Genomic DNA, 14647 nt, shown 5'->3' on the forward strand with positions numbered 1-14647 from the left:
AACGATTTATGCCATGCAAAAGAAAACCTCGCTCAGAGAGCGAGGTTTTTGATTAATATCGATCGATTGTCCGAATAACTTACAGTGATTCAGTAAACGTACGCGCGATAACGTCTTGCTGTTGCTCTGTCGTTAACGAGTTAAAACGTACCGCATAGCCAGACACACGAATAGTCAACTGTGGGTATTTCTCTGGGTGTTTAACCGCATCAAGTAACGTGTCACGGTTAAGCACGTTAACGTTCAAATGCTGACCGCCTTCAATGCCTGATTCGTGATGGAAGTAACCATCCATCAAACCAGCAAGATTGGCACGTTGTGAATCCTGATCTTTACCTAGTGCATTTGGCACGATAGAGAAAGTATAAGAAATCCCATCTTTTGCATCAGCAAATGGCAGTTTACCAACCGAAGTCAATGAAGCTACCGCCCCTTTTTCATCACGGCCGTGCATTGGGTTAGCACCTGGAGCGAATGGCGCGCCAGCACGACGACCATCAGGTGTGTTACCCGTTTTCTTACCATAAACCACGTTAGAGGTGATGGTTAAGATAGACTGAGTCGGAATCGCATCACGGTAAGTTTTTAGTTTACGAATTTTGTTCATAAACACAGAAACGAGTTCGCAAGCAATATCATCAACGCGTGAGTCATTGTTACCAAATTTAGGATAGTCACCCTCGATTTCGAAGTCGATAGCAATACCATCTTCATCACGAATCGGTTTCACTTTCGCGTATTTCACGGCAGACAAGGAGTCGGCAGCAACAGATAGACCAGCAATACCACAAGCCATAGTACGGCGTACATCGCGGTCATGCAGCGCCATAAGTGCCGCTTCATAGCTGTACTTATCGTGCATGTAGTGGATAGCGTTCAATGAGGTGACATATTGTTTAGCTAACCAATCCATGAAGTGGTCCATCTTGTCCCATAGCTCATCATAGTCAAGATACTCACCAGTGATCTTGTCCATTTTAGGACCGACTTGGATTTTCAGTTTCTCATCGACACCACCGTTAATGGTGTAAAGCATGGTTTTCGCTAAGTTAGCGCGAGCACCAAAGAATTGCATTTGTTTACCGACGATCATTGGCGATACACAACAAGCGATTGCGTAATCATCAGAGTCCATGTCTGGGCGCATCAAGTCATCGTTTTCGTACTGAATCGATGAAGTATCGATCGATACTTTGGCGCAGAAACGTTTGAAACCATCAGGCAGTTTTTCAGACCAAAGCACAGTGATGTTTGGCTCTGGAGATGGTCCCATAGTGTATAGGCTGTTTAGGAAACGGAAGTTAGTACGAGTGACTAGCGTACGGCCGTCAAGACCCATACCACCCATAGATTCGGTTGCCCAAATTGGGTCGCCAGAGAAGAGTTCATCGTATTCAGGGGTACGAAGGAAGCGAACCATACGTAGTTTCATCACGAAATGGTCAATCATCTCTTGAGCTTGAGCTTCAGTGATTTTACCTGCTTTCATATCGCGTTCGATATAGACGTCAAGGAACGTAGAGGTACGACCTAGAGACATCGCTGCGCCGTTTTGAGATTTAACAGCGGCAAGGTAGCCGAAGTAAGTCCACTGAATGGCTTCTTGCGCGGTCTCTGCTGGGCGAGAGATATCGAAACCATATTTTGCTGCCATTTTTTTCATCTGGCCAAGCGCACGGTGTTGCTCTGCAATTTCTTCACGAAGTTGCATGGTCATATGCAGATCTTCGCCATTTTCAAATTTCTCTTGCAGCGAAGTGAACTGAGCCAGTTTATCTTGCATTAAGAAGTCAATACCGTACAACGCAACGCGGCGATAGTCACCGATAATACGACCACGGCCATAAGCATCAGGAAGACCAGTCAATACCCCTGATTTACGGCAGGCTAAGATTTCTGGAGTGTAAATATCGAACACGCCAGCATTGTGCGTTTTGCGGTATTCGGTATAGATTTTTTTAACTTGAGGATCAAGCTCACGATCGTAGGCTTTGCATGAGCTTTCAACCATACGGATACCACCGTTAGGGATCAGTGCACGCTTAAGAGGCTTCTCAGTTTGAAGACCAACGATAGTCTCTAGATCTTTGTTAATGTAACCTGCATCGTGAGCAGTGATGGTAGAGATAACAGAAGTGTCAAAATCAACAGGCGCATGAGTTGCGTTTTCCTGTTTAATGCCTTCCATTACTTGTGCCCAAAGCTTATTGGTTGCTTCAGTACCTTCAGAAACTAGGAAAGATTCATCACCTTCATACGGTGTGTAGTTCTTTTGAATAAAATCACGAACGTTAACTTCATTTTGCCAGTTACCTGCAGCAAAACCTTCCCAAGCTTTAGCAAATTGCTCTGCCATGACATACCTACCTTTATATAGTAGAAAAAACACGTACTGTTTCGCCGTTGAGCCAGCTATCTTGTGTCACACAAGAGGCAGTACACTCTATGAATAACCTTATTTATCGTTAAACCGATATACTCATCTGTTTGAGTATAAATAGGATTACTCGTTCCCTTTAATAACCAATGTAAGCTAAAAAAAAATTGCAAACCTTAAACTAAATCAATAAAACTTCAAAAATTCAGATAAAGTTTGGGTAGTGTTTAAACACTACCCAAGGTACTACCAAGACTTGTGAATCATTGTAGACTCAATTTTGGTATCTTGCTTAATGTAGCCATGCCTTAAGACCGTATTGGCTCTCAAGCATACCGACCGCTAGCATAGCGACTAAACAGATAATTAATACCCCACAAGGAATGATAATTTTATCGATGAAAGATAAGCGTGAGGCGCGTTCTTTATCACCGATGAAACCATTATTATCCAAAAACATGGTTAATGCCCAAGCCAATACCGGATTGACGACCGCAGAACCAAAGATACAGATCCCCGCTGCCTGTGCATCTTTGGTATTTCTGACCATTTGCATGCCTGCTTCTAGTAGTGGAAGAAAGACGCCGACTAATAGTGCAATACGCATAACGGGTGGCCATACCGCAACATCCATTGGGAAGCCAAGAATCGCGACGATAATACACAATGAACCCAATAAAATCGCGCCTGCTGGGATCGGACGTTTCGCGATGGCTGCCGGGATCATATAGGTTCCCCAAGACGATGTAATGTTACCACCACCAACGGCTGTACCGACCATTTGACGAACCGAGCACATGGTCATCGTGTCATCCACATCCATTAAGACTTTTTCTGTTTTACGCGGATAGTTAAGCTCTTGGAAAATTCGATGGCCTAAGAAGTCCGGTGACCACATTGCCACAGCAAGGATGGCGAAAGGTAGCGAAGCAATAAAGTGCTCTAAGTTAGGTAAACCAAGCATCCAGCCTTGTTCGGTTGAGCCCCACCAGTAAACAGGATTTAAATTTGGTAGCCCCATTTCAGTTTGAAAGGTTAAATCAAAGCCTGCCCCGAGTGCTAAAGCAATCAGTAAACCAGAAAAAGCACAGATAGGAATGGCTAACCAGCGTTTACCGTATTTAGCTAAAAGTGCATAGATAACAATGTTAATGCCCAATACGATTAAACCGATATAACCAAGGCTACCCGCTTCGATAGTCGCAGATTCCAAACCGGTTGCCCAGGTCTGAATGGAGCCAATTTGACTCATCGCACCGGTAAAACCGAGGAAGATTAATAGTCCGCCAGCGGTGCCTTCCGATGTCAGGTTGACCAGCTTAGAGCCACCTTTAAAGTAGCTGAGTAATAGACCAAATACCCCCAATAAAATGGCTAAAGCAAGTGGGTGAGCACCTGCTAGGGCGATGGTAGCAATGAGGGGGATCATTGGACCGTGGTTGCCAGCAAGGTTAGCGCGCGGATTAAAAAATCCAGAAGAAAGAATACAGAACAAAAGCGCGGGGATCAGCATTTCAACCCGAGCGACCTCAATCGCAAACTCTTTACCCAGTTCGATATGATCCCAAGCGGCGGTTAATCCTTCGGCCCAAGACATCATTACCGCAGAGTACATGGCTATAATACCAATGGTTCCAGCGAGAGCTGGGACCAAATCTTCCCATTCAAAGCGGAAGTCACGACCAGGAAGGTTCAACGCGAAGCGACGAGGCTTCATGATTTGCAGTTCATGGTCTAGATAATCGGAGCGGCTAGCAAACTCAGATGATGGACGATGCAGTTCTTGATAACTCTTCGTCTCGATGTCTGAACGCTCTTGATTGATGACGTCTGACATAGATTCCTCATATTAATAAAGTTAATAATTCTGGTTGAATTCAATGTAACTGGCGATTGGGAAAGCGATTATTTGCGTAGTGATAACGTTAGTTTTGTTATGCCATTGTGTTAACTAACATTATGACTATAGAGCATTATTAATCTTTTTATTTGTTGGCGAGTTTAACGTGCTAATCGACTAGGATGATTGATCTTGATCACTTTAAGATATTATATGAAATAAAACTACATAAAATCCCAAAAATCAGCCACATAGTGCCTACTTGTTTGAAATGTTTTTACACAAAATAGAATTTGCAACATAGCTTAAAATCATGGGTGTGATGCTTCGATACGGCCTGTGGGTTGAGAAATAGTATTGAAAATGCGCTTATCATTAAATGAAAACTGTTAACAAAGAGGGACTCAGGACACAAAAAAGCGGTTTCTGTTAACAAAAAACACACTTATCCAGATGGGTGATTTTCACTGCTGGTGGTTTTTTATTCCTAAATATGATTTTTCAATGGCTTTATTTGACTTTAAATGCATATAAATAAAATAAAAATCCAAATTACCTATAGTTAACAATTTGTTGCGTGCTCGCAATTTGAATGCTAGTTTGTACCAAAAATGAGCAGGATTGCTCAGTGTTGATTCATGACAGGGAGCGAAAGCGCATGAATGATGTACCCGCGCTGGATATAAAAAATCTCCACAAAGCCTTTGGACAAAATGAGGTGTTAAAAGGCATTTCATTACAAGCTCACAAAGGGGATGTGATCTCGATTATTGGCTCATCGGGATCAGGAAAAAGTACCTTTCTACGCTGTATCAATCTTCTGGAAATACCGACTTCCGGTGAAATTTGGGTGAACAATGAATTAATCCAAATGAAAACTAACCGACAAGGCGCATCATTACCCGTTAGTGAAAAGCAAGTGCAACGAATTCGTTCGCGCCTTGCCATGGTGTTTCAAGGCTTTAATCTCTGGTCACATATGACGGTATTAGAAAATGTGATTGAAGCTCCCATTCATGTTCTGGGGTTCGGTAAAGATCAAGCCATCGCGAGTGCAGAAAAACTGCTCAAAAAAGTCGGGTTATATGAACGCCGTGATTATTACCCCGGTCATTTATCTGGCGGTCAGCAGCAACGCGCAGCGATTGCTCGAGCTTTAGCCGTTGAACCAGAAGTATTACTGTTTGATGAACCCACATCGGCATTGGATCCGGAGCTTGTCGGCGAAGTGCTTGGGGTGATGAAAGATTTAGCGCAAGAAGGCAGAACCATGTTGGTTGTCACCCATGAAATGGCCTTTGCGCGAGATGTTTCTAATCATGTGCTGTTTTTGCATCAAGGTGTGGTTGAAGAGCAAGGCGATCCTCGCCAATTGTTTACTCAGCCAAACTCTCCTCGGTTAAAGCAATTTATCTCATCGATTTATTAAACGCTGAGGGTATCGCGCTACCTTGGTTAACCCCTTGGTTTGAACGGTAACTCAGATAGGGATTTCAACGTGTTATATCGTCACTGTTTCTTAATCCTCCTTGAGGAGAAAAAGAGCAGGGCAACCATACCATCACAGGAGTAGGGAAATGAAAAAGTGGTTATTAATCGTAGCGATAGCAGCCTCAGCATTGTCGGGTATTGCGCAAGCGAAAGAATGGAAAACGGTGCGTTTTGGCATTGAAGGCGCTTATCCTCCTTTTAGTTGGACAGAGGCGGATGGCTCACTGCGTGGGTTTGATGTGGACATGGCTAATGCGCTTTGTGCTGAAATGCAAGTGGAATGCGTGATTATTCCACAAGATTGGGATGGCATCATTCCGTCACTATTGGCTCGTCGTTACGATGCCATTATTGCGGCGATGTCCATTACTGAAGAGCGTAAAAAACGTGTTGATTTTACAAAGAAATACGCACAAATCCCGAATCGTTTCATTGCTAAAAAAGACGCTAATCTTGATTTTACGCCAGAAGGCCTAAAAGGGGTACGTATCGGTGTCCAACGAGCCACCACGCATGATAAATACCTAACCGATAACTATGGTCGTTCAGTCAATATCGTTCGATATGGATCATTTGATGATGCGTATCTTGATTTAGCGAATGGGCGAATCGCAGCGGTATTGGGTGATGCCTCTGCGCTAGAAGAAGGGATGCTTAATCGACCAGGAGGCGACGGTTATGAGTTTGTCGGACCTTCATTAACCGATCCTAAATGGTTTGGAGAAGGGATGGGGATTGCAGTTCGTAAACAAGATAAAGCCCTAACCGAACAACTTAACCGTGCGATAGCGTCGCTGCGAGAAAAAGGTATTTATCAACAAATCGCGGCACAATACTTTAGTTATGATGTGTATGGTGAGTAACCACGAAAACCTACGTAATTGGGGGTGAATTCGCCCCCATATTTTGAGCAAGGAAGGCGTAAATGCTCGATCTTCAAGGATATGAAACGGCTATTTTGCAAGGCGCGTGGCTGACGATTCAAGTGGCATTATGGTCATTGTTATTGGCGATGATATTGGGCATGCTCGGTGCATTAGCTAAGTTAGCGCCATACCGTTTTGCAAGAAGTATTGCCACATTGTACACCACGGTAGTCAGAGGTATCCCCGATTTAGTCTTAATGATGCTGATTTTCTTTGGTGGGCAAATCTTATTAAATAACAGTTTATTTGCCATCAATGAATGGCTTAATTCACTCTTATTATCACGCAATCCCGATCATCGGTGGGTCTCTTACCTACCGGACTATATCAATGTCAGCCCATTTATTGCAGGAGTGTTGACGATAGGATTCATCTTTGGGGCTTACATGGCAGAGACCTTTCGCGGCGCGATGATGGCGGTTGATAAAGGTCAGCTAGAAGCGGCTAAAGCCTATGGTATGAGCGGGTTGCTCACTTTTCGCCGAATTCTGTTGCCGCAGATGATACGACATGCACTGCCTGGTTTTGGTAATAACTGGTTAGTGTTGTTAAAAACCACTGCATTGGTCTCGATTATTGGTTTAGAAGACATGGTTCGAGTCAGTTCATTAGCCGCCGGTTCAACGCAAATGCCTTTTACTTTCTATTTATCTGTTGCCTTGATTTTCCTATTTTTCACCAGCGTTTCCACCGGATTACTGAAGTGGGTTGAGCGTAAATTTACTATTCAAACGAGGTAGCGATGGATTTTTCAGTCATTTTACAAAGCTTACCTCTGTATTTTTCTGGCTTATGGACCACCGTTTGGTTGGTGGGGTTATCTTTAGTGATCGGCTTAGCTGTGGCTATTCCCTTAGCGATTGCTCGTAATAGCTCACTGTGGGTGATATGGCTACCTGCTTGGTGTTATATCTATTTCTTTCGTGGCACTCCACTGTTAGTGCAGCTGTATTTGATCTATTACGGTATGGATCAATTCTTCCCAGTGAAGGATACCTGGTGGGAACATGCTTGGTTCTGTGCTTTGGTGGCCTTTATTTTAAACACTTCCGCTTATACTGCCGAGATTATCCGTGGCGCGATTAATGGTCTATCGAAAGGGGAAATTGAAGCGGCAAAAGCTTATGGCATGAGTCCATGGTTGACCTATCGGCGGATTGTTTTACCCAGTGCATTACGTCGGGCGCTCCCTGCGTACAGTAATGAGGTCATTTTTATGCTACACGGCAGCGCAGTGGCCGGTATTGTGACGATACTTGATCTTACGGGGACGGCTCGTTTAGTCAGCTCTCGCTACTATGCGCCTTTTGAAGCGTTTTTAGTCGCTGGACTGTTTTATTTATTGCTGACATTTTTGATTCTATGGTGCTTCAAGCGTGCCGAAAAACGTTTCTTGGCTTATTTAAGGCCGATCAGTTAGCACTAAATAAATGTTGATATAGGCTTTTCGTCGATCAGATGCTCTACTGTCCAGAGGATAATGTACTCGGTGACTGTTAATAGCTAATAGCAAATCACCGAGTAAATGATTAATTACGCTTAAATACTGCCCAAATCGGCGCATGATCAGAGGGCTTTTCAATCGCTCGCAGTGGGTAATCAATATCGGATTCAACGCAGTCTATAGCGAGTGAAGGTGTCGCGAGAATGGTATCAATACGCAGGCCACGGTTATCATCAAATCCTCTAGAGCGGTAATCAAACCACGAAAATTTATCTTCAACGCTGGGATGAAGTTTACGGAAAGTATCTTCTAATCCCCAATCCAGTAAGCGTTGTAGCCATTGACGCTCTTCCGGTTGGAAAGAGCATTTCCCTGTTTTTAGCCAACGTTGACGGTTCACTTCACCAATACCAATGTCTAAATCGATAGGGCTGATGTTAATGTCACCCATCACAATGATCGCTTCATCTGGTGTGTGATAGTCGGTGAGATAATTCATTAAATCTTGATAAAATTGACGCTTATAAGGGAACTTGGTTTCGTGATGAATATTATCTCCTTGTGGGAAATAACCGTTCAATACCGTTACTTTATCGCCATTCTCATCAAGAAAGGTGCCGATAATCATTCGTTTCTGGTGGTCGTCATTATCCGTTGGAAAGCCTTTTTGCACTTCCAGTGGCGCTTTTTTACATAGCAATGCCACGCCGTAATGGGCTTTCTGGCCGTGAAAATAGACGTGATAACCCATCGCTTCCACCGCTTGGACAGGAAATGCTTCATCGTGCACTTTGATTTCTTGCAAGCCGATAATATCGGGTTGATGTTTATCAATTAGGGCTTGCAGCTGATGCAGTCTTGCTCGTAATCCATTGATATTAAAACTGACAATTTTCATTTATCTTCCTTTAATTTGCTTTCAAGGTCGCGTTTTACGTAATCGAGAGCGAGTAAGGCAGTACGTGGATCCACCTGATTCGATTCGAGAAGATAGATAAGATCGACGGCCAACTTAATTTCATCGGGCGCATCATCTAAAGTCGGGAGAGGGGACATATCTCGTTCTCATCGTTCTATTGTGAGCCGTTATTCTGCAGGTTAATCAGTTGTGCTTCAATGATCGCTTTCGCTTGTTGGCAACGGTTAAGACGCTGTTTGGCTAAAAATAGCGCTTGTTGTGCCTGTGGATAGTAGCGTGCTGAGGTTTGTTCAAGTTGATATTGTCGGTTAAGCACTAACGTCAATAGACGCTGCTCCCATCGTTGATGCTGGATTAACTGTTCGGCTAATTGAGATTCACTCATATCCTTAGCTAAAGTAGGATGTTCGCTATCTAGCCCATCGCGTTGCAAACTATTCTCCCATTCGTCCACCACGCGTTGCAACGCCTCTAATTGAGCACATAAACGATCGCTTAGGTGTTTGACTTGCACCAGACAGGGGCTGGAGGCATGGCAAATGTGGTGTAATTGAGAGAGCGTCTGTTCCGCTTCATGCGCACACGACTTTAATGAGAAGACATTTTTTTTGAACAATTGATTATCAAACCAGCGCCTAGTGTGATGACGATATTGCGTGTCGATAAGCTCGGCGTGACGCATTAAGCGTTGCAGCCGTTTAGTCGCTGATCCGAACCGGTCATCGTTAGTGATAGGTTTACTGTGAGTCAATCGTTTAGAGCGAGCGGGGAATAACGGTTTCACCATGATTATTCAATAATTCGTTGAAAAGGGGGAAGCGCATCCAAAAGAGCTTTACCGTAGCGTTTAGAGACGATACGTCGGTCAAGCAGCACTACTCGGCCAGAATCACTTTCTTTACGCAATAATCGCCCCACGGCTTGAATTAATTTTTTACTCGCCTCAGGGACACTAATTTGCAAGAAGGGATTACCACCGCGTTGCTGAATATATTCAGCATGGGCTTGTTCAACGGGGGAGCTAGGCACAGCAAAAGGAATTTTGGTTATGATGACGTTTTGTAAAAGTTCACCCGGAAGGTCCAGTCCTTCCGAAAAGCTACCAGTACCAAAAAGGATGCTTGTTTTGCCGCATTGCACGAGCATTTTATGTTTATTGAGCAGCTCAGTTCTGGATGTTGTACCTTGCATTTGCCAATCCCAAGCTTTTTTTAGAAATTTTTTGCTGATTTTTTGCTCAACTTCTTTCATTTGCCAGTAAGAAGCAAACAGGACCAAATTGGCTTGATTAGGGACAATGTACTGATGAATCTTGTCGACGAGATGATCGGTATATTGTGCCGCTTGCGGCTCATAATCCATCTTAGGGATCAATAGCTTGGCTTGGTTTTGATAATCAAACGGAGATGATAAGGCTAAAAATCGTACGCCATCTTCTGGTTTTTCACTGATCCCAGCCTGACGACAAAAGAAACTGAATGAATTTAAGGCTCGCATCGTCGCAGAGACCAAAATGGCCCCAACACAGCGACTCCAAATTTGTTGATCCAACTGCCAACCAATTTCAAGAGGTGAGACATTAACAATATAGTCGCCTTCTCGTTCACTATGGATTGCTAACCAGCGTGCGAGTGGGGCTCCTTTTTCTCGTTTAGGCTCAGCCATTAATTGCCAAACTTGGGCGAGTTTTTCTAAACGTTGTAAGAAGAAACCTAATTCGGCGAGAACAGGCTCAGCTAAACGGCTGGCCAGTTCACCGTCTTTGACGCGTTCGGCGATTAAATCGGTAATTTTGCTCACGGCTTGGTTGGCTTTTTGAGAATGCAGCTTAAGCTCTTTAGCTTGTTCTTCAAGCCAGTTAGGCAGCTCACCATGTTCAAAACGCAGCACATTCTCTTCAAAAGCGCTGGAATCAAACTGATTTGGTAGTTGATTGAGGAGCGGGATCAGTTGTTGTAAGGCGTTACGCGCTTCATTTTCAAAGCGTGCGACTCGTTTGGCATCCGCTAGCGATATTGCGCGCGCGAGCGCTTGATTGAGCTTTTCTAACCAACTAACGCTGCCTTTCATACTGGCTGAGGCTGAGGCATGTTCACGGGCCACATGAGGCAGATGGTGCGCTTCGTCAAACACATAAATGGTATTTTCAGGTTCAGGAAGAATTACGCCTCCACCTAAGTCGGCATCGGCCATCACCAAGCTGTGATTGGCAATAATGACATCGGCTTTATCCATTGCTGATCGAGCTTTTTGAAAAGGGCAATCTCGATGAGCGGCGAAGCTACCATTACAACTGTGTTTATCACTGACAATGGTTGACCACACCAAATCAGAGATAGGACTTGGCCAACTGTCTCTATCGCCATCCCACTGACCGTTTTTTAGCTGCAGATACAGTGTTTGTAATTGTTCAATCTCTTTTGCTGCTGGTTTGGTTTCAAACATCGCTAACTGGTTGTCATCGTTACCACAAGCTGCCGCTAATTTTTCAGTACAGCAATAACGCTGTCTGCCCTTGGCGATCAGTAAAGAAAAGTTTTGATCGGTGATACGGCGATACAGCGGCAAATCTTTGTGCATTAGCTGTTCTTGCAAAGCCACGGTTGCGGTGGATATCACCACCTTACGTTGATTAAGCAGTGCAACGGGTATGACGGCCATTAGATAAGCGAGTGATTTACCAATCCCGGTTCCTGCTTCTGCGACGATCATGCGGGTTGAAGCGTGATATTGACCACAGAGAGTTTTAGCAATTTCTGCGACCAGAAAATTTTGTGCGCGACGAGGAATAAAATTATCCAACTGATGGTGCAGATTTTGGTAACTGGTACGAATCGATTGTTGAATTTTTGTGGTTAACATAACGGGACCTAAGTAGCAGGAGCCGGATAGTAACACAGCTTTTTAGATGAGCGGTGGGGAATTTTGTCGGATGAAATCGAAAATTTTGGAGCCATAAGCTCGATAATTGCCTGCTTTTAAATCAATTCTAGATCTTGCTCACAAAAAAAAACTGAACCTTCATACACTTAAGATGTTCAAGATGCATTTTGGTTTTTAAGCCTTTTTATTTTCTTAGTTTTGGTTTACTAATCTGAAAATTTCCTTTAATTTAGATTTAAGTTCTGATTATTGGTGTAATGTTAAACTATTTAACATTTATTATTAATTATGTTTTGCAGCTTTAACGCTTATCAATAGAACAAAATTTTTACTTAAGTTGTTGTTATTTAATTATTTATGTTGTTTTTATAAATATTTTTTTTCATATTTGACATGTGCCGTATTCTTTTGCAATCTAAAGCTCGAATTTAGTGGCGATGGTAACTAACCGCAGAGTTAGCCGACCATCTTCTAAAACTAAGGGAACCGAAACGGAATTCCCATACTAAGAAAAGGCAGTGGATTATTATGAAAAAAACTCTAGTCGCACTACTGGTTGCCTCAGCAGCAACGTCAGTAAACGCAGCAGATATCTATAAATCGGACGACGTGACTGTTGATTTCTACGGTCAACTTCGTCAGCACGTTGAGTTTACAAACAAAAAAGATGCAAACGGTAACAGTGTTGATCCTAAAATCGAGCAAGGCTCTTCACGTGTTGGGGTAAACCTAACTTACAAAGCTCTTGAAGAAGGTTTGGACGTTGTTGCTAAAGTTGAGTACCGTGTTGGTGAAAGCTGGGAATTGCGTCAGCACTACATCGGTATGAGTTCAGAGTACGGTGTAATGACCTACGGTAAACAGATCCCAATCTATGATGATGTTTACGGTGCGGAATATTCGTACCATTATGGTTTGGCGCCATATCGTGGTGGTCTGGATACTAAAGAAAACTTTTGGCAAAGCAGTGCAATTAAATACCAATTGGATCTAGACAATAGCTGGGTGAAAGCACAATACAACCTAGCTGAGAACAACACCAATGCTGAGTTGTTCGAGATCTATGCTGGTACCACTTATGATTCATGGGCTCTACATATTGGTGGCGCTTCAATGACTGACAAAGTTGGCGTGAAAAATGTTGAGTCAACTTACTTTGAAGCGACAGCTGAGTATCTACTAGGTAAAGGTAAAGTTGGTTTTACTTATGCTTATAACGAAGATAAGAACAAGCTGACTGATGGTAAAGTGAAATCTAATGGTTTCCACCTAGGTGCTAAGTACGAAGTTGCTCCAAAAACGTCGCTTTACGGCGGCGCACAATTTATCGACGGTAAGAATGATGCGGCTGACATTACTAACCTATACCTAGGTGCTGAGTATATGTTTGCTAAATGGGCACGTACTTATGTTGAATACGGTTTCAACGATACTGACAACGAGAAAAACGTAAGCAGCCTTGCTATCGGTGCTCGTGTTTACTGGTAATTCATAACGTTATCGTTACTATAAGCCCAGCATAGCTGGGCTTTTTTAATGTTTTTATGGGAGAAACGATTGTAATGACGATTTATATCAATCTAATCTGGCGGGGATGCTTACTGGTTTGCAGTATGGTTAGTCTGGCTCATGCGCAAGTGCAATTGGTGGTGCCTGAGGCGATTAACTTATCCGTAGTTAATTTAGAAAAACCGCGGCTCGAAGGTGGGCTATTTAGCAGCAATAAAACGCTGATTTTGCCTAATGGGACGCATCAAATCGCTTTTCGTTACTCCCAGCCATTTGTGAATCGCGATACGGTAGAGGCGGTCAGCAGTGAATTAGTCATATTGAAGTTTAATGCTGAAAATCAAAAGCTAACTTTTCAGTTACCCGATTATCGCAACGCCCAGCAAGCGCGAAGAGAGATTGATCACTTTACTTGGCAATTGATTGATACTACCAACCAACGGCCAGTTGAACAGACCAGTGACATTATCGCCATCAGCGGCTTTGTACTCGGACAAAATTTTATTGATAATGTGATAGAATACAATAAACAATCCGGCAAAGCGTCAATTAGCATGAGCTATCTGACGGTGGATAATCACGCTAAATCGATACCTAGTCACTCTCAGCCGCTTCCGACTGCCGATGAAGACTCTCTTGTCAGTCAACTGCAACAGCTCTATTTGCAAGCGAATCAGCAGCAGAAAGCCGTCTTTCGTCAATGGATCAGTCAGCAAGAGTAATTGGGAAGACTGAAAAACAATTTACCCACAGCATTGCTTGAGTTTTTTACCGCTCCCACAGGGACATGGCTCATTACGTCCGACTTTATTGTGCTTTGGAAAGATGCCGTCAATGTAGAACCACTGCTTCTTTTCCCTCACAAAACGTGATTGTTCTTCTAGGCAAAGCGTTTGCTGCTGATCAATAAAGAAGGCTTTAAAGTGTACAAAGCCTTCGTTGGGATTATTCCCCAACCACGTTCGTACGACGTCTAATCCTGTCCATTGGCTATTGATTGAATCTGCGATGGCATCTCGCTGAAGCTCGGCGTCACAAGAGGGGTGATAAGTATTGATGACAAAATCGACTAAACCTAATACATGGGCACTATAGCGAGCTCGCATTAATTGCTCTGGAGTCTGTGCATTAGTAGGATCAGAATGAATCGGTTGGCAGCATTTGGCATATTCAACTTGGCGTTGACAATAGCAGATATCCATAAAATAAAACCATCATAGAAAAATAATCAACGAAGTTTAAGGATAATGGAGATAGC

13 protein-coding genes are annotated in these 14647 nt (G+C 43.3%); 6 read left to right on the top strand and 7 right to left on the bottom strand.

Annotated features, from left to right (window positions below; translation table 11 throughout):
• Positions 1 to 79 precede the first annotated feature (79 nt).
• The gene (gene pflB / locus FKQ60_RS06595; protein ID WP_004394941.1) at positions 80 to 2356 is read right to left on the bottom strand and encodes a formate C-acetyltransferase; all 2277 of its coding nucleotides are present in this window, start codon (positions 2354 to 2356) and stop codon (positions 80 to 82) included.
• A gap of 313 nt (positions 2357 to 2669) precedes the next feature.
• The gene (locus FKQ60_RS06600) at positions 2670 to 4214 is read right to left on the bottom strand and encodes a DUF3360 family protein (protein WP_004394942.1); all 1545 of its coding nucleotides are present in this window, start codon (positions 4212 to 4214) and stop codon (positions 2670 to 2672) included.
• Positions 4215 to 4875: 661 nt separating this feature from the next.
• On the opposite strand from FKQ60_RS06600, the gene FKQ60_RS06605 reads away from it, so the two are divergent.
• The 4 genes from FKQ60_RS06605 to FKQ60_RS06620 all read left to right on the top strand — a co-directional run bounded on the left by FKQ60_RS06605 (position 4876) and on the right by FKQ60_RS06620 (position 8054).
• Positions 4876 to 5646, top strand: coding sequence for an ATP-binding cassette domain-containing protein (locus FKQ60_RS06605; RefSeq protein WP_004394943.1), 771 nt, complete (start codon positions 4876 to 4878; stop codon positions 5644 to 5646).
• 148 nt (positions 5647 to 5794) lie between these two features.
• Positions 5795 to 6571: an ABC transporter substrate-binding protein gene (locus FKQ60_RS06610; RefSeq protein WP_004394944.1), complete on the top strand. Its 777-nt coding sequence runs from the start codon at positions 5795 to 5797 to the stop codon at positions 6569 to 6571.
• A 62-nt stretch (positions 6572 to 6633) separates the two neighbouring features.
• A complete protein-coding gene (locus FKQ60_RS06615; protein WP_004394945.1) occupies positions 6634 to 7374 on the top strand; it encodes an ABC transporter permease in 741 nt (246 codons plus the stop codon).
• Positions 7375 to 7376: 2 nt separating this feature from the next.
• Positions 7377 to 8054, top strand: a complete 678-nt coding sequence (locus tag FKQ60_RS06620) for an ABC transporter permease (RefSeq protein WP_004394946.1) — start codon at positions 7377 to 7379, stop codon at positions 8052 to 8054.
• Positions 8055 to 8163: 109 nt separating this feature from the next.
• Here FKQ60_RS06620 and xthA read toward each other — a convergent pair whose 3' ends face one another.
• Genes xthA through dinG form a run of 4 tightly spaced genes read right to left on the bottom strand, consistent with a single transcriptional unit; the run spans position 8164 to position 11859 of the window.
• Entirely contained in the window at positions 8164 to 8976 is an 813-nt protein-coding gene (xthA, locus tag FKQ60_RS06625) for an exodeoxyribonuclease III (protein WP_004394947.1), read from the bottom strand.
• Positions 8973 to 9134 carry a pleiotropic regulatory protein RsmS gene (gene rsmS / locus FKQ60_RS06630; RefSeq protein ID WP_040904204.1) on the bottom strand — a complete coding sequence of 54 codons (162 nt, stop codon included), beginning with the start codon at positions 9132 to 9134 and terminating at the stop codon, positions 8973 to 8975. The genes xthA and rsmS overlap by 4 nt, the downstream gene beginning before the upstream one ends.
• A 17-nt stretch (positions 9135 to 9151) precedes the next feature.
• Complete coding sequence (priC, locus tag FKQ60_RS06635; RefSeq protein WP_004394949.1) at positions 9152 to 9784, bottom strand: primosomal replication protein PriC; 633 nt, start codon at positions 9782 to 9784, stop codon at positions 9152 to 9154.
• Between the two features lie 2 nt (positions 9785 to 9786).
• Positions 9787 to 11859 carry an ATP-dependent DNA helicase DinG gene (gene dinG, locus FKQ60_RS06640; protein ID WP_004394950.1) on the bottom strand — a complete coding sequence of 691 codons (2073 nt, stop codon included), beginning with the start codon at positions 11857 to 11859 and terminating at the stop codon, positions 9787 to 9789.
• Positions 11860 to 12408: 549 nt separating this feature from the next.
• On the opposite strand from dinG, the gene FKQ60_RS06645 reads away from it, so the two are divergent.
• Both FKQ60_RS06645 and FKQ60_RS06650 read left to right on the top strand, forming a co-directional pair.
• A complete protein-coding gene (locus FKQ60_RS06645; protein ID WP_115152649.1) occupies positions 12409 to 13368 on the top strand; it encodes a porin in 960 nt (319 codons plus the stop codon).
• A gap of 74 nt (positions 13369 to 13442) precedes the next feature.
• On the top strand, positions 13443 to 14111 hold the full coding sequence (locus tag FKQ60_RS06650; protein WP_004394952.1) for a DUF2057 family protein: 669 nt from the start codon (positions 13443 to 13445) through the stop codon (positions 14109 to 14111).
• A 21-nt stretch (positions 14112 to 14132) separates the two neighbouring features.
• Here the strand turns inward: FKQ60_RS06650 and FKQ60_RS06655 are convergent, their stop codons facing one another.
• Complete coding sequence (locus FKQ60_RS06655; RefSeq protein ID WP_083797744.1) at positions 14133 to 14591, bottom strand: YchJ family protein; 459 nt, start codon at positions 14589 to 14591, stop codon at positions 14133 to 14135.
• Positions 14592 to 14647: the final 56 nt, after the last annotated feature.

Origin of the sequence: Vibrio sp. A11, assembly GCF_013048705.1 — a bacterium.
Lineage (GTDB): Bacteria > Pseudomonadota > Gammaproteobacteria > Enterobacterales > Vibrionaceae > Vibrio > Vibrio metschnikovii.